Consider the following 21,022-nt stretch of genomic DNA (forward strand, 5'->3'; position numbering starts at 1 on the left):
TTCCCAATGATTTGCTTATCTTATGTGTGCGTACGCTTAACAACTTGCACATACTTTCGGACAGTCGCTACAGATACATTATATACATCTCCAAGCTCCGACTGTGTCATTTTATTTCCTTGTTCGCCGCGTACAATGTATTCAATCGCAGCTGACCAGCCGTACACATTTGTAAATATGTCTCCAGATGTATATAAACGTATGAACGTACAAAACCAAAAGTGTAAACACTCTTCAATTAATTCATCATCTTTTTTCGTATAATTGTATAATGCATCCGCGATTCTCGCGCACTGCTCAAATTGCTGTAAATCAGCTGGAATACTCTTATGACTATTAAGTAAAAAGAAGTACTTTGCAAGTTGTGATACGATGGGAACACCGTTCTTCGCTTGCGTTATATCAAAGAAGAATCCCACCTTCTCCGGCGTTGACAATTCATTCATTAAATATAAAGCTAGCATTTGTTCTTCTAGCGTCGCACTTTGCTGAAATGATTTTCGTAATTCTTCAAATAACACGTTTTGTCCTTCATCTGCTAAATTCAGCGCATTCCACGGTTCTTTTCCCTTTTTATCAGGATGCAATTCCACGACATATTGCCACATTTTTTCAGCTAGTTGCTGATCTTTCACCATATAAGCAGAATATGCAAACCAATAATAAAAACTAACGTCTCCCTCATATCCTTGACGCTTTAATAGTTTGAACCATTTATATGCATGCTCGAAATAACCAATTGTTGCAAGTGTAGTTCCCAGTTTCAAACGATGTTCAAATGAAATTGGATATACTGAAACTAGCTGTCCCGCTAATGCTTCTACTTGTTTATGCTCTCCAATTGAATATAGAAAAATAAGTGTATTACAAAGCGCATGTATATTACCAGGATTTTTCTCTAAAATCATTTCTGTTAACTTCAGCGCTTTGTCTACATTACCCGATTGAAAATGTGCAATGGCTAAATTATTATGACCTGACCAAAATTCCGGATAATCTTTCGTAACAATTTCTAATGTAGCAATTGCTTCTTCTAATTGTCCATTACGAATATAACGATTCGCTTCTTCCTGCATAACAATTAAATCATCTTCATCTTCAATCTCTTCCGCACCCATTGCTTCTTCTTCCATAATCTCTAGAAGTTCTAATGTATCTTCTACGAATTCCTTCTCTTTTGCAACTTCTAAATAGCGATCCGCATATTTCTTCGCCTGTTGAAATAACCCCATATATGCATAATTATTTGCAATAAAATAATAGCACTGTTCAAGTTCAGGATTAGATCTAACTAACTTTAAGAAGGTTTGATTCGACTCTTGATATTCACCAGCCTCAGATAATACTGTTGCTAATTGACATAAAATAAACGGCTCCTTCTCACTTTGTGCCGCTCTTCGAAAATATTTAATTGCATCTTGCAATTTTTGTCCTTTGTAAGCTCTCATCCCTTTTTTATAAAAGAAGTCCGCTAATTGATTAAAAGAGATAACTTGTCCGTTCTCCTTATATATCCTTTGATTTTTCCCCATATATCCTCCAGTTTTTTGTTTTCTTCGTTCACACATTCTTCTATCTATAAGTATAAACGATTCCGTAAAAAACAAAACAGTATATTATACTCAATTATTTCCTTTTTATTCATAAAAAAAGAGGAGAAATGTTACATTTTCACCATGAACCTTCTCTGGCGGTCATTTGCTCTTTCGTATAAATAATACGCATTGGATTTCCACCTACGAAAGCACCGCTCGGTACATCTCTATGAACAAGTGTGCCAGCTGAAACAGTCGCACCGTCTCCAATTTTCACACCTGGTAATATTGTTACATTCGCTCCAATCATCACTTCATTTCCAATGACGATTTCTCCAAGTCGATATTCACGAATTAAATATTCATGTGCTAAAAGCGTTGTGTTATAGCCAATAATCGAATTCTCTCCCACAGTTATCTTTTCTGGGAACATAATATCCGGCATTACCATAAGCGCAAATGATGTTTTCTTTCCTACTTTCATCCGTAAAAAAGTGCGGTACAACCAATTCTTCACAGATAAACATGGCGTGTAACGTGCAATTTGGATAATAATAAAGTTTTTCATTACCTTCCAAAAAGACACTGTTTTATACACATTCCATAATGAATTTTCTCCTGAAACAGGATAGCGCGTTGTCCGTCGCACTTAGCTCGCTCCTCTACTAACTTACTTGGACCTTTATGAACGGTTCATATTAGACAAAATCGGTAGCAAATCACTCATTTTATCTAGCATAAAGTCCGGCTTGTAAGCCTCTAAATACGCTCTACCTTTCAACGTCCATGAAACCGCAGCTGTTTTCGTCCCCGCATTTTGACCACCGACAATATCATGATGATTATCCCCAACCATCAATGCTTCTTCTGGTTTTGCATCTAATAATTCAAGCGCTTTTTGAAGTGGCTCTGGATGTGGTTTCACATGCTCTACATCATCAATTGTCACGACAACATCAAAAAATTCATCAAGCTTTGACAACTGTAATCCCATCTCAACGGTTTGTCTCGCTTTCGTTGTAACAATACCAACTTTATAACCTTGCTTCTTCAACTCTCGAACTGTTTCATATACAGTTTCATATTCTTCTACTAATTCATCATGATGATCATGGTTAAATTCGCGATAACTTGTAATCATCTCTTCAACCTTACTTTCATCAATCTTACTGAAAGTATCATGCAAAGATGGACCGATAAATGGCAATACATCTTCACGCTTATATTGATTTGGATAATATGTATTTAAAGTATGTAAAAAAGAAGAAATAATAAGTTCGTTTGTATTAATTAAAGTTCCATCTAAATCAAATAAAACTGTATTTATTCTCATCGCCTTAGTCCTTTCGCCTTCCTGAATATGAAAGAAGCAGCATCTTATAATAAGATGCTACTTGTCTCTAATTTTCTAAATATCTTTTATCAGCTTGCCCCATTTTTCGTCTCACAATAATGAAAATAATAGAAATAACAACAAGTCCAATTGACATTACTTGTGCAATACGAAGTGGTCCTAGCATTAAACTATCTGTACGTAAGCCTTCTACGAAGAAGCGTCCTACTGAATACCAAATTAAATATGTGAAGAATAACTCCCCGCGACGTAAATTCACTTTTCTTAATGCAAGTAGTAAAATTACGCCTGCAAAATTCCATAATGATTCATATAAAAACGTCGGATGATAGTACACACCCTCAATATACATTTGATTAATAATAAAATCCGGTAAATGAAGACCTTCTAAAAACTGTCTCGTTACTTCATCACCATGCGCCTCTTGGTTCATAAAGTTTCCCCATCGGCCAATTGCTTGTCCTAGTAAAATACTTGGTGCAGCAATATCAGCCAACTTCCAGAAAGAAAGTCCGCGTCGTTTCGCAAAAAGAACACCTGTAATAACAGCCCCGATTAAACCACCATGAATCGCCAAACCACCTTGACGAATATTAATAATTTGACTCGGGTTTTGTGCGTAATATTCCCATTCAAAAATAACATAGTACATTCTCGCAAAAAGAATAGCGATCGGTACTGCAATTAATACAAGGTCAACAAATGTATCTTTTGGAATACCTAGCCTTTCTCCCTCGCGAGTTGCCAGCCAAAGACCTAATAGCACACCTGTACCGATAATAATCCCGTACCAATACACAGGAAACGGCCCAAGTTGGATAGCTACACGGTCAAGCTGTGGTACAGAAGCTAACAGCATATGTATATGACCTCCCTCTCCAAAGTTTACTCCTGATTTCCTAACTCAATTGCACTCATTAATCGTTCAGAGAACTGCTGTGCTGCATTGACTCCCATACGTTTTAAACGGAAGTTCATCGCTGCTACTTCAATAATAACAGCCAAGTTTCGACCAGGACGAACTGGAAGTGTAATCTTCGTAAGCTCTGTATCAATAATTTTCATCTTCTCTTCATCAAGACCTAAGCGATCGTAATTTTTCTTTTGATCCCAAATTTCAAGATTAATAACAAGTGTAATACGCTTATAATTTCGTACTGCCCCTGCACCGAATAACGTCATAACGTTAATAATACCTAGACCACGAATTTCTAATAAATGCTCGATTAAATCTGGTGAGCTTCCGACTAACATGTCTTCATCTTCTTGACGAATTTCTACACTATCATCCGCAACAAGACGGTGACCACGCTTTACAAGCTCAAGAGCTGTCTCACTTTTACCAACACCACTTTGACCTGTAATTAAAACACCAACACCGTAAATATCTACTAACACACCATGAACAGCAGTTGTTGGTGCTAACTTACCTTCTAAATAGTTGGTTAAACGACTTGATAATCTAGTTGTCGTTTGAGAAGAACGTAATAAAGGCATACCTGATTCACGTGATGCTTGTAATAACTCATCTGGTACATCTTGATTACGAGTTACAATAATACATGGCGTCTCCTCAGTACAAAGCGCTTTCATTCTCTCTTGTTTTTGCTCTGACGTTAACGTGTCAAAGAACGTAAGCTCCGTCTTTCCAAGAAGCTGCACACGATCTGCTGGATAATATGTAAAAAATCCTGCCATTTCAATTCCAGGTCGTGATAAATCACTTGTATCAATCGGACGATGAATGCCTTCTTCACCACTGATTAACTCCAATTGAAATTGTTCAATTAAATCTTTTGTCCTTACTTTCGGCATATGTATAAACCTCCACTCCGCTGCGGGTTCAGTCTCGTTTGATGTAAAATTCCATTCTATCGGATATTGTACCATTTTTTTCTGGAAACAAGAAATACGGTTTCTAATAAATAGAAAAAAACATTTCATACGAATAATGAAATGTTTTTCTTTTTGTCACTTTCTCTTTTTTCCATATAGAGGTTCAACAATTGCCTTTTCAATTATCATATTAAAAATTGAAATACAAATTGCCGCAACAATCGCTACACCAAATCCTGATATATTAAAAGCATCTCCTAATAATGAATCTGCTATTTTTAACGTAATCGCATTAATAACAATTAAGAAGAAGCCGAAAGTTACAACAGTAATTGGTAGCGTAATTAAAATTAAAAATGGCTTTACGAACACATTTAAAACCGCCAATATAATACTCGCAATAATTGCAGTTTGTATATTTGCTACGTAAAATGCATCTGGTGCAATCCCTTTTAAAAGTCCCGATACAGCGATTAACACAACGCTATTTACAAGAAGTGATACAATCCATCTCATTTCGTCACACATCCTTTTAAACATATATATTTCATCATACGCTAATAGATAATAAACGCAAGTATGATACAAACACTTATATCAACTTATTCTATCTTTCATGCTTGTATACCTACTAACACTTCCTCACAAAATAAGGACCACACCACCTATGTTCATGAGTTTTTACAAAGGTCCAAGTGAAATCTTTATCTACGATATAGATATCACCTTTATACGCATCGTCTGTCTCACACAATATATCATCCATATGTAATAAACTCGCATCCTTTATTAACAGTACCTCATCACAGTGTTGATAGAAAATGTAGCAATCCTTTTTCACTTCATTATGAAACGCGTTTTCTCCTTCTTTACCCTCTAAACACTTCTTTTTCTCATAACTAAATATGTGCCATAGATAACCACATGCATACTTATCTCCATAAAGAAAAATATCTTCTTTTTCTTTATCACTTAAATGATTTGCAAAGTGATCCTCCCAGCACTTTCGAAAATATACACCCCAACTTTGAAACTCTCTTACCTTCATATGTTTCTTCCTTAACACCTCTAAAAACTCCATCTTCTCCCCCTATACAATAAAAACCGAGCGTCATTTCCACTCGGTTTTCATCAATAAACTTATTGCGATAACTCTACTTCTTTTATTTTCTCTTTCATTCTTGCTTTATCACGATTTAAAATCTCTTTTAAATACTTACCTGTGTATGAGCGTTCTTCTTTCACTACTTGCTCTGGCGTTCCGGAAGCAACGATTTGTCCACCTTTATCTCCGCCCTCTGGTCCAAGGTCAACGATATAATCAGCTGTTTTAATTACATCTAAATTATGTTCAATTACAAGTACCGTCTCACCGCTCTCAACCAGACGTTGCAGCACTTCTAGAAGACGTGCAATATCATGCGCATGCAAACCAGTCGTTGGCTCATCTAAAATGTATAACGTACGACCTGTAGAACGACGGTGTAATTCAGAAGCTAATTTCACACGCTGTGCTTCCCCACCAGATAATGTTGTTGCTGGTTGACCTAATTTCATATAACCAAGCCCAACATCTACAAGCGTTTGAAGTTTACGCTTAATTTTAGGAATATTGGCGAAGAATTCTACTCCATCTTCAATTGTCATCCCTAACACTTCAGAAATATTCTTATCTTTATATTTCACTTCTAACGTTTCACGATTATATCGTTTACCATGACAAACTTCACACGGAACATACACATCTGGTAGGAAATGCATTTCGATTTTAATAATTCCATCACCACGGCACGCTTCACAACGGCCACCTTTTACATTAAAGCTGAAACGTCCTTTTTGATATCCGCGCACTTTCGCTTCATTCGTTTGTGCAAACACATCACGAATATCATCGAATACACCTGTGTACGTCGCTGGATTAGAACGTGGTGTACGACCAATTGGTGATTGATCAATATCAATTACCTTATCTAAATGTTCAAGACCTTTAATCTCTTTATGAGTACCTGGCTTCGCTTTCGCTTTATATAACTTTTGAGCTAGCGATTTATATAGTACTTCATTAATCATCGTACTTTTACCAGAACCAGATACCCCTGTTACCGCTACAAACGTACCGAGTGGGAATGACATTTTCGCATTCTTTAAGTTATTCTCTTTTGCGCCGACAATCTCTACTTTACGTCCATCACCTTTACGTCTTTCAAGTGGAACTGGAATAAACTCTTTACCACTTAAATACTTCCCTGTTAATGAATTCTCATCTTGCATAACTTCAGCCGGCGTCCCCGCTGAAACGACCTGTCCACCGTGAATACCTGCACCAGGCCCTATATCAAGTAAATAGTCAGCAGCCATCATCGTATCTTCATCATGTTCAACAACGATTAACGTATTACCTAAATCGCGCATTTCTTGCAATGTACGAATAAGACGATCGTTATCACGCTGGTGTAAACCAATTGAAGGCTCATCAAGAATATAAAGTACGCCAGTTAGACGAGAACCAATTTGCGTCGCTAAACGAATACGCTGCGCCTCACCACCTGATAAAGTTCCTGCGGCACGACTTAACGTTAAATAATCTAAACCAACGTTCACTAAGAACCCAACGCGCTCCTGAATTTCTCTTAAAATTAAATGAGCTATTTTTTGTTGCTTCTCCGTTAGCTCTACATTCGAGAAGAATTCTTGTACTTCTTGAACTGAATACTTCGTTACGTCAGCAATCGTTTTATTGCCAACAAATACAGCTAAACTCTCAGGCTTTAAGCGTCCACCTTTACACTTTGGACAAGCTTGTTCTGCCATATACTTTTCCATTTGCTCACGAATGTAATCGGAACTCGTTTCACGATAACGACGTTCAATGTTTGGAATAACACCTTCAAATAAAATCTCATTTTCCTTTACTTGACCAAATTCATTTACATAGCGGAAATAAACTTTCTCTTCCCCGCTTCCGTACAACACTTTATCAAATAAATCTTTCGGTATATTTTTTACAGGCACATCCATATCAACGCCGTAATGATTACATACAGATTGTAAAAGTTGTGGGTAATATTGTGAACTTGTTGGTTCCCAAGGCGCAATCGCATGTTCATTTAATGATAAATCCCAGTTAGGAATAACAAGCTCTAAATCTACCTCTAGCTTTGAACCAAGTCCATCACAAGAAGGACATGCTCCGAACGGACTATTGAATGAGAACATACGCGGCTCTAATTCTCCAATTGAAAAACCACAATGCGGACAAGCGTGATGTTCGCTAAACAGAAGTTCCTCTTCTCCCATAACATCGATTAACACTCGTCCCCCGCCAAGCTTTAATGCACTTTCAAGTGAATCAGCAAGACGGCTTGCGATTCCTTCTTTTACAACAATACGGTCAATTACAACTTCAATGGAATGCTTCTTGTTTTTATCTAACGCAATATCTTCAGATACATCAAGCATTTCACCGTCAACGCGAACACGAACATATCCTTGCTTCTTAATATCTTCAAGTACTTTTACATGCGCACCTTTACGCCCAGAAACGATAGGCGCTAACACTTGTAATTTCGTACGTTCAGGATATTCAAGAACGCGGTCTACCATCTGCTCTACTGTTTGTGACGTAATTTCAATGCCATGATTCGGACAAATTGGCGTACCAATTCGTGCAAATAATAAACGTAAGTAATCATAAATCTCCGTTACCGTTCCGACAGTTGAACGTGGGTTACGACTCGTCGTTTTTTGATCGATTGAAATTGCTGGTGACAATCCTTCAATCGTGTCCACATCCGGCTTATCCATTTGTCCTAAAAACTGGCGCGCATACGCAGATAACGATTCTACGTATCTGCGCTGCCCTTCTGCATAAATCGTATCAAATGCTAATGATGATTTCCCCGAACCAGACAATCCCGTTACAACGACAAGCTGATTTCTCGGAATGGTTACATCAATATTTTTTAAGTTATGTGCTCTAGCACCTTTTACAACGATAAAATCCTTGCTCTTACTCACTTTTTTCACCCTTCCGCTTTTAATTCTAATAGTAAATCTCTTAGTTCAGCTGCACGCTCGAAGTCTAACGCTTTTGCTGCTTCTTTCATCTCTGCTTCCATCTTCGCAATTGTCTTTTCGCGCTCTTTTTTCGTCATTTTCTTAGCAGGAGTTGCTTCGTATGTTTCTGTCTCTTCAGCAGCTGTCGTTGCACGGATAACATCACGAACGCCTTTTTGAATCGTTTTCGGCGTAATACCATGCTCTTCATTGTAAGCTTCTTGTATACTACGACGACGCTTCGTTTCTTCAATCGCAATTCCCATAGATTTCGTTATACGATCTGCATACATAATAACGCGGCCGTTTTCATTACGCGCGGCACGACCGATTGTTTGAATTAATGAACGTTCTGAACGCAAGAACCCTTCCTTATCAGCATCTAAAATAGCTACAAGTGATACTTCCGGAATATCTAATCCTTCTCGCAATAAGTTAATGCCGACAAGTACATCAAATTTACCGAGGCGAAGATCGCGGATAATTTCAATACGTTCTAACGTTTTAATTTCAGAGTGAAGATAGTTAACTTTAATTCCTACATCTTTTAAGTAATCCGTTAAATCCTCTGACATTTTCTTCGTTAAAGTCGTAATTAATACACGTTCATTTTTTGCAATACGATCTTGAATCTCTCCTAATAAATCGTCAATTTGCCCTTCAATTGGTCGTATATCAATTGGTGGATCTAAAAGCCCTGTTGGACGAATAATTTGTTCTATTACTTCTGGCGACTGTTCTAACTCATACGGTCCTGGCGTTGCTGAAACATAAATAACTTGATTCGTTTTCTCTTCAAACTCATCGAATGTGAGCGGTCTATTATCTAAAGCTGACGGCAGACGGAATCCATGATCCACAAGCACTTGCTTACGCGCTTGGTCCCCGTTATACATCGCTCTTACTTGCGGTACTGATACGTGCGATTCATCCATAACGATTAAGAAATCTTTCGGGAAATAGTCTAATAGCGTATACGGCGTTGCCCCCGCTGGACGAAGTGTTAAATGACGGGAGTAGTTTTCAATACCTGAACAAAATCCCATCTCGCGCATCATTTCTAAATCATAACGTGTACGCTGTTCTATACGCTGCGCTTCTAACAACTTGCCGTTTTCATTTAATTCCTTTAAACGCTCTTCTAATTCTTTTTCGATATTTTCAATAGCGACCTTCATCTTTTCTTCACGTGTAACGAAGTGAGATGCTGGGAAGATTGCTACATGCTCACGTTCTGCTAATACTTCACCTGTTAACGCATTTACTTCACGAATACGATCTATTTCATCACCGAAAAATTCGATTCGAATACAATGCTCATCAAGTGATGCCGGGAAGATTTCAACTACATCTCCTCGCACACGGAATGTACCACGCTTGAAATCAATATCATTACGTCCATACTGTACATCAACAAGTTCACGAAGCAATTGATTACGGTCTTTTTCCATACCAACTCGAAGCGAAACAACTAGCTCGCGGTATTCTTCTGGAGAACCTAAGCCATATATACAAGAAACACTCGCAACAATAATTACATCGTCCCGTTCAAATAATGCAGACGTTGCCGAGTGACGCAATTTATCAATTTCATCATTAATCTGCGCATCTTTTTCAATAAACGTATCTGTTTGTGGTACATACGCTTCTGGCTGATAATAATCGTAGTAACTAACAAAATATTCAACTGCATTATTCGGGAAAAAGTCTTTCAACTCACTATATAACTGCCCTGCTAACGTTTTATTATGAGCCATAACAAGTGTTGGCTTTTGCACTTCTTTAATGACATTTGAAATCGTAAATGTCTTACCCGTTCCTGTTGCTCCAAGCAACACTTGCTTTTTCTTTCCACTATTAATTCCCTCTACAAGCTTCTCTATAGCTACCGGCTGATCACCTTGCGGGGAATACGCTGAGACAATTTCAAATTGACGTTCCAAGAAAATCCGACCTCCTCATAAAAATCTGTATTATTATTTTACCACGAATACCTATAAAAAACCTAAAAAAACGAACAGATATTCGGTAAAGTTTTCGACAATATACACATAGAAAAAGGAAGGAGTAAATACTTCCTTCCTCTACTAACTCTATTTTTTTGATACATATAATAAGTCATATCCATTGCGTCCATCTTCATTCGTACAATCTGTTAACCGATAAGTACTTTCTGATTCGCGCTGCTCTTTAACAATACTTTTATAACTATCTTTATGTAATCCTTTATGGTCACCAGCAAACTTGTCTTGTCTACTATCTAACACATAAAGGATATCTTTCCCACTATGCTCTAACGTTTGAAAAACCGGGTCACCTTCATCGGTATACTGTACAATTCTTATTTTATCAACTTCCCCTTGATCAACGTTCATAACGAACTGTTCGAATTTATCTAGATTGGAAGTTCCTACTCCCTTTACAATGACATCATTCTTCTTATCAATTGTAGTGCTAGATGGTGAACATGCTACTAAACTAAAGAGAAATAGACATATACAGCTGATTCTTTTTTCTATTGTCATCCTCTCCTATAAAAATTATTTGTATACCAGAAAAGCTACTTTCAACTATGAAAGTAGCTTTTCTTTTCCTTTCTCCTTCTTCGGAAAAATCACATATGAAAATGAAATTGCTGTATCAACTAAAAATACAATCGCCCACACTTGGCTCACGCGACTTGCAGCTTTATTTAAAACGATTCCCGATTCTAACCAATTACCCCATTGTTCAAATGGAATAAATCCATACGCGAAGAAAAAGAATATGTGCACACCAACGAATAAAACAAGATGTAATACCCAATTTTTTATTTCCTGCTTTGCATAGGCCATGCCTATTAATTCTACCTGTTCTTCAATAATAGGCGCCGGTTCATTACGCCATTTCGCAACTGATTTTTGTGCAAATATATCAAGCTTCTTCAAATCCTTTTTCCCGTAGAAAACTGCATACAATAAAATAATTACAGTAATAATTTGAAAGTTAGAGAACTTTCCTGTTTGATAATAGTCCACTACTCCTAAAGTTAAAATAAACACTTCATTTACGAGGAGTACAATTCCCATAATAAAACTCGCCTTTTTCAAACGGAATCCGTAGCGAAGTAAAAAGAAACCGATAGCTGATAACCAAAATACAATTTCTGCCCCAATTAAAAAATACCAACGATATTCTGCGAGTATGCTCATTTATCCTTCTCCCTTTCATCATAAATACGAAAAGCCTCATCCATATACACTAAAAGTTCTTCTTCAATTGGATACATGCTCATTTTCTGTGAATCTTCCTTCGATTTTCTAACTTCCCATAACTTATCTAAAAACGCTTCATCACCATTGGCCATTTCTAAACACTTCTGCATTAATCTCTTCATTGCCCCTTGTACCTCATCACTAGCAGCTTCTTTACCGTCTTTCATAAAAGTGCGTAATTGCTTTAATAAATCTACCCATTCTAAAACATTCGGATCTTCCTTACTCATGTTTGGTAAATTATGAAGCAATTTTTGTTCTTCCTTTGAAAATACTTCATTTTGAAATATTTCACGTATACGAGGAGACTGCTTCGAAAGCTGAATCAGTTCAAACATAACTTTCCAATCGAGTTCTCCCTCCACATCTACCGAATAAACAACTGCTTGTAAAACACTCTCCATTCGATTAAATTTCTTTTGTTCTTCCTGTACAAACCGAAGTTGTTTTTCAAGCGAATTTTTTAAATCCAGCTCACCTTTTACTAACATATTCGCAGTTTCTTTTAATGAAAATCCCATTTCTTTTAAAAATAAAATTTGTTGCAAACGAATAACGTCATTTTCACTATATAACCGATGTCCACCCTCTGTTTTTCCGCTCGGCTTTAATAAATCTATTTGATCATAATAACGTAGTGTACGTACTGTAACCCCTGTTTCTCTCGTCAATTCTTGTATTGAAATCACTACCATCACCTCTTCCCTTTCATTATAAAAGATGACGTTACGTAACTTTCAAGCTTTTTGTAAAAAAAATACAAAAAGCTGTTTATACAAAATGTATAAACAGCTTTTATGGAAATAACCCCTTTTGTATGGCGCGCCCACAAAATAAAATAAGTGCTCCAACAACAACACTCGTTGCCGTTTTATGATAATGGGCTAATAATAATAAATAATACGATAAACCTACAGTACCAATCATAATACAAATACTCGGCACTGGATTACGAGAAAAGTTTTGCATTCCCCAAAGAAGCGAAAATATAGCTGTAGCGACACATAACACCGGTAATCCCATCCCAGTTCCCCTTTTTCTATCTATTATTCCTTGTTGCTAACACGCTCGTTGATGCGATACTAATTAATAAATCAAAACCAATCCTTATATATTTAAACGTTTACTCTAATTGAAATCTCTCAAGCTTATCATTTATTTTCTTTCTCCTTACTCCAGCGTAAATATTTCCTCCACCTTCACTCCAAAATATTTGGCAATTTTTAAAGATAACTCTAGACTCGGATTGTAATGATGATTTTCAATCGCCACTATCGTCTGCCGCGTCACCTGCATCACCTTTGCCATTTCAACTTGTGTTATATGATTTTGCTTTCTTAACTCTTTTATTTTATTTTTCACACCCATAGGATCCACCTTCAAAAGTAAAGATATCTTTACTTAAATTATAAATATTTTCCAGTTATAAGTAAAGATATCTTTACAAATTTTAGAAAAATGTTTCATTGAACATCTACTCTAACAAAGTACAAGAGTAATTCAATTTATATCAGCGATTTTCTAAATATATCAGTGCAACTTGAAATATATCAGCGATTTCCCAAATATATCAGCGCAACTCCATTTATATCGGCGATTTTCCAAATATATCGACATCCGTAGCGCTACTATAATCATAAGAAAAAGCTGTCCCCAAATACCTTCGGGAACAGCTTTCTCCTCTACTACATAAATCCTAACGCATATACAAGAACGTATCCAAGAACCGATAAGCAAACCGAGCCAATCAGCCCCGCCACAAATGCTTTACTTCCTAATTTACGGAACGTTTTAAACTCTACATTTAAACCGAGCCCTGCCATCGCCATTGCGATAAGCATGTAAGCAAGAACAACAATGTATCCCGCAACAACTTCTGGAATAATCCCGAGCGAATGCACTGCACTCATCGCTAAGAACCCGAAAATGAACCATGGTATTGGAAGTTCGCGCCATGATCTTTTTCCCTCGCTACCTTCACTCTTACCAAACCATAATCCGATTAAAATCGCTACTGGTACAAGCATTGCAACGCGCGTTAGTTTCACGATAACTGCGATATCTACAGCCGTGCTTCCTCCTGGCGCCGCAGCCGCAATTACGTGAGCAATTTCATGCAGTGTCGCCCCTGAGAACACTCCATATCCGTATGGAGATAGGCCAAGCACTGGATATAATAACGTATAAATAAGCGTAAATATTGTACCTAAAATTGCAATGATCGCCGCTCCAACTGCTGTTTCGTCATCTTTTGCTTTCACTTGCGGTGCAATTGCCACAACCGCGGCCGCGCCGCAAATTGCCGTACCGCATGCTGTTAAAATCCCAAGTTTCTTTTCTACTTTAAATACTTTCGTTAGTCCGTATACAACAAAAATAGTAAATGTAATAACAACCGCCGCGATGACCAATACTTTCGGCCCCGCCTTCGCAATATCAACAAGATTTAATCGCATTCCAAGTAAGATGATCCCAAAGCGCAGTAACTTCTTGCTCGCAAAGTTCGTTCCTGCAATCGCATCATGAGGAACTCCAATTGCAGCGCGCCAAACCATCCCAATTAGAATAGCAATTACTAATTGTCCCATAATATTTAAAAATGGAAGCTCTGCTAAATATTTCGCGGCAATTGCGATTAATAATGTAATCCCAATTCCTTGCGAAAATCCAAAGCCCTTCTTCTTTTGTATAACAAGTGTTTGTTCCACCTTGTACCACCCCAATAATCGTATTGGAACATGCATGTTCTTTCTACTTACATTATAAGAGAGTTTCTATAATAAGTTTAATACCAATACCAAATCTCTATCATCAGAAATACTTATGATAAGATGAAAGAAAAACGAAAGGAGCTTTGCAAATGAACGTAGACATTTTAAAAATTTTTGTTACTGTCGTTGAACAGAAACACTTCTCTCGTGCAGCGGAATTATTAAATCTTTCACAGCCTGGCGTAAGTATGCATATACGCAACTTAGAAAACGAATTTGGAACTACACTCATTCAGCGATCTCCGAAACATGTCCAAGTCACGGAAGCTGGAAATATATTATATATTCATGCAAAGCAAATGCTCTCTCTTTACGAAGATGCTAAGCAAGAAATTAATGAACTACATAACGTTGTAACAGGAACACTTCGCATCGGTGCTAGTTTTACAATTGGCGAATACTTACTTCCAAAAATACTCGCTAACTATGCGAATGAAAATCCACGCGTCGAAGTGCATACCTTTATCTCAAATACAGAAGAAGTTTTGCAAAGTCTTCGCTCTAATCAAATTGATATCGGCTTAGTGGAAGGGCAAGTCGTATACGCTGATGTTAACGTTGAAACATTTATGCAAGATGAAATGAAGCTCGTCGTTCCGCCAAATCATCCACTACTCCGCACAAAGGAAATAAATGAAAGCACACTCCAAGATCAAGTATGGGTACTAAGAGAAAGTGGTTCTGGTACACGCGCTTATAGTGACCGCTTTATTCATCAACACCATTTAAAAATGAAACGATTCTTTACATTCAGTAGTATCCAAAGTGTAAAGGAAGCTGTTAGTGCCGGTCTTGGCATCGCTATACTTTCTGATTGGACTGTACGGAAAGAGCTACTAGCAAAAGAACTATTCCACGTCGAAGTTCCAAATGAACAACTAATCCGTCCGTTTTCCATCGTACGCGGTAAATATTTCATTCCATCTAAAGCCATTCAAGTGTTCTTAAATCATGTAGATTCTTTTGCGAAAAAACAGAGTTGACCCTCACATTAGTGTGAAGGTTTACAATACATGTAGAAGGAGTGAAACGCATTGCGAATTGGAGAATTATCAAAAGAAACTGGCGTTAGTGAAAGATCACTAAGACATTACGAAGAAAAGGGCTTACTCCCTTCTAAGCGCCTCGCAAATGGTTACCGTGATTTTGATGAAAGTGCCATCGAAAAAGTGGAGCTTATTCAAATGTACTTACAAATTGGCTTAAATTTAGAAGAGACGGCAAGGATGCTGCGCTGCCTTGAAATTGAACCGCACCTGTACGACAATCCGTGTAGCAGTATCCTTACGCTTTACGAAGATAAACTCAATGAAGTAACAAAGCAAATCACATTACTTTCCAACATCCAAGCGAATTTGCAAAAACACGTTTCACTCCTAAAACAAGCAAAAGAAAAGGAATGATTACATGTTTGTTATACATGGCAGTTCAAGACAAAACGGAAATACAGAAGCTTTAACACATATGATGATAGAGGACATTGAAACAGAACAAATTTATTTGCGTGATCATACCGTCTATCCTATTACAGACCAACGTCATGATGCAGAAGGATTCCAATCCGTAAATGATGACTATGAGCAGTTAACCAAACGCATGCTAGAGCATGACACGATTATCTTTGCTACACCATTATATTGGTACGGAATGAGTGGACATATGAAAAACTTTGTTGATCGCTGGTCACAAAGCTTGCGCGATACATCTCTTCATTTCAAAGAAAAAATGAAAGGCAAAAAAATGTATGTTGTCATCGTTGGCGGGGATAATCCAAAGCTAAAAGCATTACCGCTTATTGCTCAATTCCAATATATCTTTGATTTTGTTGGTTCTTCATTTGAAGGTTATGTTATTGGAGATGCGAATGGACTGGATGAAATTAAAAACGATGCTGAGGCGCTGGCAAAAGCACAATTGTATAATAATAAATTCAAAAATAGCGAACAGAAATAAGTTTGACAAACCCTTTTGTATGCGCATACAATAAAAGTAATATTATGAAAGGAAGGTACTTTGACCAATGAAGTTCTAATTCTCTTATTTATTTCATCCATCACAAATAGTGAACAAAAATGATGAAAACTAGCAGGGGATTAGTCTGTCCATTTGTCGATACTTTCTTTCGAAACGATTATGTAAAAAATCGTTTATTTATGTACGATTTTTTACATACAAGGGCGACGTTTATCCTCTCTAGTGAAACTAGGGAGGTTTTTTTACGACTATTTTATTCGCACGTAATATTGAAAAGAGCTTTGGTGATCGCACACTATTTACATTACCATCACTGGAAATTCAAGCACAGGATCGCATAGGAATTGTCGGAGTCAACGGAGCTGGTAAATCTACGTTATTGCAAATATTAAGTAAAGAAATAGAAGCTGACAGAGGCATAGTAACTCATCATAGTTCTATCGCCATCATTCCTCAGCTCAGCGAAGAACTACCGGAAACCGCTTCTTCTCTCGCAAAAGGAAAATGGAGTATTTCAAACGTTACCGACGCAATGAGCGGCGGTGAACGAATGCGACTAAAGATTGCGCATGCTCTCGAACAAAATGCAGGCATTTTATTCGCTGATGAACCAACAAGCCACTTAGATATGGTCGGTACAGAGCAATTAGAAAAGGCACTTTCATCTTATAAAGGGGCACTTGTTTTAATATCGCATGACCGTGAATTTCTAGATAATATATGTACCAAAATTATTGAAATTGAAGACGGTATTATTCAAGAGTACAAAGGTAATTATTCAAACTATCGAAAACAAAAAGAACGTGAACGAATACAAAAACAAGCAGAATATGAGCAATATATACAAGAAAAAAATCGTTTAGAACAGTCCATTCTACAAAGAAAGCAACGTGCTTCTAACATGAAAAAAATCCCAACACGGTTCAGTTCATCTGAATCTAGACTTTATAGGTTAAGTGGGGCTCATGGCCAAGAACAGGTTAGTAAAGCAGCGAAAGCATTAGAGACACGTCTCGAAAAACTAGAAAAGAAGGAAAAGCCAAAGGATCTTTCTCAAGCTCAATTTGACGTGCAATACCATACACCCATTCATAGTAAGGTGGCAGTACAATTCAATAAAGCAACAAAGAAAATAGGCGACCGTATACTATTTAAAAATATGAATGGAACTATTGCCCCTGGTGCAAAGCTTGCCGTTTTAGGGGCAAATGGAAGCGGCAAAACCACTTTGTTCAACATGCTTCTCACAAACGAGCGTGGCATGCAGCTATCGAAAAGTTGTAAAATTGGATACTTCGAACAAACATTATCTATTTTAAAAACAGATAAAACCATTTTAGAAAATGTTCTAGAAGAAACAAACTATACAGAAGCATTCGTTCGCACAATACTTGCACGACTTCTATTCCGCCGTGAGGATGTTCATAAACCTGTGCACGTTCTAAGCGGGGGTGAACGAATGAAGGTTGCACTCGCAAAAGTATTTTTAGGAAACTATAATATGCTTCTGCTAGATGAACCGACAAACTATTTAGACTTAGCAACGCAAGAAAAATTAGAAACCATGTTACAAGAATATCCTGGCACAATACTTTTCATTAGCCATGACCGTGCCTTTATTCGCTCTGTTGCAGACCATATTCTACAAGTAGATGAGAGTGAACCTAGAGTATTCCACGGTAATTACGAGCAATACACAAAAAGAACCACCGGAGATTCTGTAAACGTTACTGAGCAAGAGTTGTTACGATTACAAACAAAATTAACAGAAGTCATCGGCCGAATTTCCATACCAAATCATCACAATGATATCTCATCTCTCGAACAAGAATACGAAACATTATTAGTTAAAATCCGGAAATGTAAAGAAGCACTCTAATGTCTTCCCTATATATCGACGGGACCTTCCGCATTTCCCAAGAAATATTGAATCTTCGACATAGAATACAAAAAGCCGTGCATCAGCACGGCTTCTCACTTTAGATACGGACAGCAGTCCCGCTCACAGCAACCATTAGCATCCCTTCGCGAACTACTTCGTAATCCACGTCGATACCAACGATGGCATTCGCATTTTTTTGTCTTGCAAGAGTTTTCATCTCTTCCATTGCGATGTCACGTGCTTCTTTCAATTTGCTTTCATAAGCGCCTGAGCGACCACCGACAACATCACGGACAGAAGCGAAAAGATCACGAACGATATTTGCACCCATAATCGCTTCTCCATTCACGATATCGACATAATCAATAATCTCTTTCCCTTGAATTGTAGAAGTTGTTGTTACAATCATACTTTATAGCCTCCCATATGAGATTTTTACCTACTTATGGTGCACTAATTCAGTACAAATTATATTTACGAACTAAACTGAGCTTCGTATAACCTACTGTATCCTCCGCCTTGCTCAATTAATTCATTATGTGAACCTTGTTCTGCAATACCATCTTTATTTACAACGACGATGCGATCTGCATTTTTAATCGTTGCAAGTCTGTGAGCGATAACTAATGTTGTACGGCCAACAGATAGCTCCGCAAGCGATTTTTGAATCGCAAGTTCCGTCTCTGTATCTAATGCAGAAGTTGCTTCATCCAATATTAAAATTGGAGGGTTTTTCAAGAACATACGAGCAATCGCTAGACGCTGCTTTTGTCCACCTGAAAGTTTCACGCCGCGCTCACCGATAACAGTATCTAAACCGTCAGGCTGTGAGTAAATTAAATCTTCTAATTGCGCACGTTTTACTGCCTGCCAAATTTCAGCTTCTGATGCTTTTAAATTTCCGTAAGCGATATTTTCACGAATTGTTCCTGAGAATAAGAACACATCTTGCTGCACAATTCCAATTTGCTTACGAAGTGAAGATAATGTCATATCTTTCGTATCAATTCCATCAATTTGAATCGATCCAGATGATTGCTCGTAAAAACGTGGTAATAGGCTACATAACGTCGTTTTCCCAGCTCCTGATGGTCCAACGAACGCAACTGTTTCACCTGCATGTATTTTCAAACTAATGTCATTTAAAATCGGTTCTTTGTTTTCATATCCAAACGTAATGTTGTTATATTGAATATCACCGTGTACATGCTTCACTTCCATTGCATCTTTAGAGTCTACAATGTCAGGCTCTGTTTCAAGAAGCTCTACATATCTTTTAAAACCGGCGATTCCTTTCGGATAGCTTTCGATTACCGCGTTAATTTTTTCAATTGGGCGGAAGAAAATATTCGTTAATAGAACGAATCCGATAAATCCACCGTACGTTAATTCTCCTTGCAGAACAAACCATGTACCGCATATTAAGACGAAGAGCGTTACGAGACGCATGAGCATATAACTAATCGACGAATTTAACGCCATAATTTTATACGCCATTAATTTCGTTGTACGGAAACGAGCGTTGTTCACAGCAAATTGCTCTTTCTCAAACTTTTCATTTCCGAATGCTTGTACAACACGAATACCACCAACGTTGTTCTCAATACATGCATTGAAATCAGCAACATCTGAGAATAAACGTCTAAATGTACCTGTCATTTTTTTATTGAAGTACAGCGCTAACCATAATAGGAATGGAATGACGAAGAACGTTAATAACGCTAACTTCCAGTTGATCATCATCATAAATGAGAATGCCCCAACTAAAGTCATTACGGCGATAAATAAATCTTCTGGTCCATGGTGAGCAATTTCCCCAATTTCCATTAAATCGTTTGTAAGGCGTGAAATTAAATGACCTGTTTTATTATTATCAAAAAATCTGAATGATAGCTTTTGAATATGATCAAATAATTTCTGCCTCATATCTGTTTCAATGTTAACACCAAGCATATGTCCCCAATATGTAACGACATATTGTAAGCCTGCATTTAACATATAAACTGCGAGTAAACCGAAACAAGCCCATAAAATAAGCGTCCAGTTTTGCCCTGGCAATAACTTATCAATAAATTGATTTACGATAAGCGGGAAGCCGAGTTCTAATAATCCTGCGACAACCGCACAAGAAAAGTCGAGTATAAATAAACCTTTATACGGTTTATAGTACGAGAAAAATTTACGCAGCATATTTTACCTCCATTTTCCAAAATTAAAAAGACTCCCTAAATGATAACCATTATCAAATAATTATTCAAGTTATCCGTCTATGAAACTGAAAATAAGCTTTGCGATAGTTGTCGTTTTTTGCTGGAAAGTCGATATATTCGAATAATCGCCGATATATTTCGAGTTGCGCT

21 protein-coding genes are annotated in these 21,022 nt (G+C 37.4%); 4 read left to right on the plus strand and 17 right to left on the minus strand.

Annotated features, from left to right (window positions below):
• Nucleotides 1–20: 20 nt before the first annotated feature.
• The 15 genes from M1D73_RS26210 to M1D73_RS26280 all read right to left on the minus strand — a co-directional run bounded on the left by M1D73_RS26210 (nt 21) and on the right by M1D73_RS26280 (nt 14,743).
• Nucleotides 21–1,532 (minus strand): tetratricopeptide repeat protein, encoded by a 1,512-nt coding sequence (locus tag M1D73_RS26210; protein ID WP_121868508.1) that lies wholly within the window; start codon nt 1,530–1,532, stop codon nt 21–23.
• Nucleotides 1,533–1,671: 139 nt separating this feature from the next.
• On the minus strand, nt 1,672–2,184 hold the full coding sequence (locus M1D73_RS26215) for an acyltransferase (protein ID WP_001255055.1): 513 nt from the start codon (nt 2,182–2,184) through the stop codon (nt 1,672–1,674).
• 33 nt (nt 2,185–2,217) lie between these two features.
• The gene (ppaX, locus tag M1D73_RS26220) at nt 2,218–2,868 is read right to left on the minus strand and encodes a pyrophosphatase PpaX (RefSeq protein WP_001222403.1); all 651 of its coding nucleotides are present in this window, start codon (nt 2,866–2,868) and stop codon (nt 2,218–2,220) included.
• A gap of 67 nt (nt 2,869–2,935) precedes the next feature.
• Nucleotides 2,936–3,748, minus strand: coding sequence for a prolipoprotein diacylglyceryl transferase (gene lgt / locus M1D73_RS26225; protein WP_000922849.1), 813 nt, complete (start codon nt 3,746–3,748; stop codon nt 2,936–2,938).
• A gap of 26 nt (nt 3,749–3,774) precedes the next feature.
• Nucleotides 3,775–4,704, minus strand: a complete 930-nt coding sequence (hprK, locus tag M1D73_RS26230; RefSeq protein WP_001127250.1) for an HPr(Ser) kinase/phosphatase — start codon at nt 4,702–4,704, stop codon at nt 3,775–3,777.
• 156 nt (nt 4,705–4,860) lie between these two features.
• The gene (locus tag M1D73_RS26235; RefSeq protein WP_001267310.1) at nt 4,861–5,241 is read right to left on the minus strand and encodes a phage holin family protein; all 381 of its coding nucleotides are present in this window, start codon (nt 5,239–5,241) and stop codon (nt 4,861–4,863) included.
• Between the two features lie 115 nt (nt 5,242–5,356).
• Complete coding sequence (locus tag M1D73_RS26240) at nt 5,357–5,806, minus strand: DUF4275 family protein (RefSeq protein ID WP_000394736.1); 450 nt, start codon at nt 5,804–5,806, stop codon at nt 5,357–5,359.
• A 59-nt stretch (nt 5,807–5,865) separates the two neighbouring features.
• A complete protein-coding gene (gene uvrA / locus M1D73_RS26245) occupies nt 5,866–8,742 on the minus strand; it encodes an excinuclease ABC subunit UvrA (protein ID WP_000045572.1) in 2,877 nt (958 codons plus the stop codon).
• 5 nt (nt 8,743–8,747) lie between these two features.
• Nucleotides 8,748–10,724, minus strand: a complete 1,977-nt coding sequence (uvrB, locus tag M1D73_RS26250) for an excinuclease ABC subunit B (protein ID WP_000441063.1) — start codon at nt 10,722–10,724, stop codon at nt 8,748–8,750.
• A gap of 150 nt (nt 10,725–10,874) precedes the next feature.
• The gene (locus M1D73_RS26255) at nt 10,875–11,306 is read right to left on the minus strand and encodes a DUF4362 domain-containing protein (RefSeq protein ID WP_000151274.1); all 432 of its coding nucleotides are present in this window, start codon (nt 11,304–11,306) and stop codon (nt 10,875–10,877) included.
• A gap of 45 nt (nt 11,307–11,351) precedes the next feature.
• Nucleotides 11,352–11,972, minus strand: coding sequence for a hypothetical protein (locus M1D73_RS26260; protein ID WP_000025210.1), 621 nt, complete (start codon nt 11,970–11,972; stop codon nt 11,352–11,354).
• Nucleotides 11,969–12,730: a MerR family transcriptional regulator gene (locus M1D73_RS26265; RefSeq protein ID WP_000260344.1), complete on the minus strand. Its 762-nt coding sequence runs from the start codon at nt 12,728–12,730 to the stop codon at nt 11,969–11,971. Before M1D73_RS26265 ends, M1D73_RS26260 begins: the two co-directional genes overlap by 4 nt.
• Nucleotides 12,731–12,830: 100 nt before the next feature.
• Nucleotides 12,831–13,058, minus strand: a complete 228-nt coding sequence (locus M1D73_RS26270) for a hypothetical protein (protein ID WP_000524139.1) — start codon at nt 13,056–13,058, stop codon at nt 12,831–12,833.
• Between the two features lie 147 nt (nt 13,059–13,205).
• Complete coding sequence (locus tag M1D73_RS26275) at nt 13,206–13,403, minus strand: helix-turn-helix transcriptional regulator (protein WP_000538370.1); 198 nt, start codon at nt 13,401–13,403, stop codon at nt 13,206–13,208.
• A 317-nt stretch (nt 13,404–13,720) separates the two neighbouring features.
• On the minus strand, nt 13,721–14,743 hold the full coding sequence (locus M1D73_RS26280) for a YeiH family protein (protein WP_000438415.1): 1,023 nt from the start codon (nt 14,741–14,743) through the stop codon (nt 13,721–13,723).
• A 152-nt stretch (nt 14,744–14,895) separates the two neighbouring features.
• Here M1D73_RS26280 and M1D73_RS26285 point away from each other — a divergent pair, with 152 nt between their 5' ends.
• The 4 genes from M1D73_RS26285 (at nt 14,896) to abc-f (ending at nt 18,659) form a co-directional block, all read left to right on the plus strand.
• Complete coding sequence (locus M1D73_RS26285; protein WP_001100009.1) at nt 14,896–15,789, plus strand: LysR family transcriptional regulator; 894 nt, start codon at nt 14,896–14,898, stop codon at nt 15,787–15,789.
• 51 nt (nt 15,790–15,840) lie between these two features.
• Nucleotides 15,841–16,209: a MerR family transcriptional regulator gene (locus M1D73_RS26290; RefSeq protein ID WP_001219204.1), complete on the plus strand. Its 369-nt coding sequence runs from the start codon at nt 15,841–15,843 to the stop codon at nt 16,207–16,209.
• A gap of 4 nt (nt 16,210–16,213) precedes the next feature.
• Nucleotides 16,214–16,759 (plus strand): flavodoxin family protein, encoded by a 546-nt coding sequence (locus M1D73_RS26295; protein WP_000497611.1) that lies wholly within the window; start codon nt 16,214–16,216, stop codon nt 16,757–16,759.
• A 271-nt stretch (nt 16,760–17,030) separates the two neighbouring features.
• On the plus strand, nt 17,031–18,659 hold the full coding sequence (gene abc-f, locus M1D73_RS26300) for a ribosomal protection-like ABC-F family protein (RefSeq protein ID WP_121868509.1): 1,629 nt from the start codon (nt 17,031–17,033) through the stop codon (nt 18,657–18,659).
• 100 nt (nt 18,660–18,759) lie between these two features.
• Here the strand turns inward: abc-f and M1D73_RS26305 are convergent, their stop codons facing one another.
• Together M1D73_RS26305 and M1D73_RS26310 are read right to left on the minus strand one after the other, a co-directional pair.
• Nucleotides 18,760–19,071, minus strand: a complete 312-nt coding sequence (locus M1D73_RS26305) for a YbjQ family protein (RefSeq protein WP_000637521.1) — start codon at nt 19,069–19,071, stop codon at nt 18,760–18,762.
• 65 nt (nt 19,072–19,136) lie between these two features.
• Complete coding sequence (locus M1D73_RS26310; RefSeq protein WP_000944620.1) at nt 19,137–20,852, minus strand: ABC transporter ATP-binding protein; 1,716 nt, start codon at nt 20,850–20,852, stop codon at nt 19,137–19,139.
• Nucleotides 20,853–21,022: the final 170 nt, after the last annotated feature.

Source organism: Bacillus sp. PK3-067 (assembly GCF_056738645.1).

Excerpts from the sequence above, each read along its gene's own strand:
- M1D73_RS26210 (WP_121868508.1), bottom strand. The coding sequence starts at position 1,532 with ATGGGGAAAAATCAAAGGATATATAAGGAGAACGGACAAGTTATCTCT.
- ppaX (WP_001222403.1), bottom strand. The coding sequence starts at position 2,868 with ATGAGAATAAATACAGTTTTATTTGATTTAGATGGAACTTTAATTAAT.
- lgt (WP_000922849.1), bottom strand. The coding sequence starts at position 3,748 with ATGCTGTTAGCTTCTGTACCACAGCTTGACCGTGTAGCTATCCAACTT.
- hprK (WP_001127250.1), bottom strand. The coding sequence starts at position 4,704 with ATGCCGAAAGTAAGGACAAAAGATTTAATTGAACAATTTCAATTGGAG.
- M1D73_RS26235 (WP_001267310.1), bottom strand. The coding sequence starts at position 5,241 with ATGAGATGGATTGTATCACTTCTTGTAAATAGCGTTGTGTTAATCGCT.
- M1D73_RS26240 (WP_000394736.1), bottom strand. The coding sequence starts at position 5,806 with ATGGAGTTTTTAGAGGTGTTAAGGAAGAAACATATGAAGGTAAGAGAG.
- M1D73_RS26255 (WP_000151274.1), bottom strand. The coding sequence starts at position 11,306 with ATGACAATAGAAAAAAGAATCAGCTGTATATGTCTATTTCTCTTTAGT.
- M1D73_RS26260 (WP_000025210.1), bottom strand. The coding sequence starts at position 11,972 with ATGAGCATACTCGCAGAATATCGTTGGTATTTTTTAATTGGGGCAGAA.
- M1D73_RS26265 (WP_000260344.1), bottom strand. The coding sequence starts at position 12,730 with ATGGTAGTGATTTCAATACAAGAATTGACGAGAGAAACAGGGGTTACA.
- M1D73_RS26270 (WP_000524139.1), bottom strand. The coding sequence starts at position 13,058 with ATGGGATTACCGGTGTTATGTGTCGCTACAGCTATATTTTCGCTTCTT.
- M1D73_RS26275 (WP_000538370.1), bottom strand. The coding sequence starts at position 13,403 with ATGGGTGTGAAAAATAAAATAAAAGAGTTAAGAAAGCAAAATCATATA.
- M1D73_RS26285 (WP_001100009.1), top strand. The coding sequence starts at position 14,896 with ATGAACGTAGACATTTTAAAAATTTTTGTTACTGTCGTTGAACAGAAA.
- M1D73_RS26295 (WP_000497611.1), top strand. The coding sequence starts at position 16,214 with ATGTTTGTTATACATGGCAGTTCAAGACAAAACGGAAATACAGAAGCT.
- M1D73_RS26305 (WP_000637521.1), bottom strand. The coding sequence starts at position 19,071 with ATGATTGTAACAACAACTTCTACAATTCAAGGGAAAGAGATTATTGAT.
- M1D73_RS26310 (WP_000944620.1), bottom strand. The coding sequence starts at position 20,852 with ATGCTGCGTAAATTTTTCTCGTACTATAAACCGTATAAAGGTTTATTT.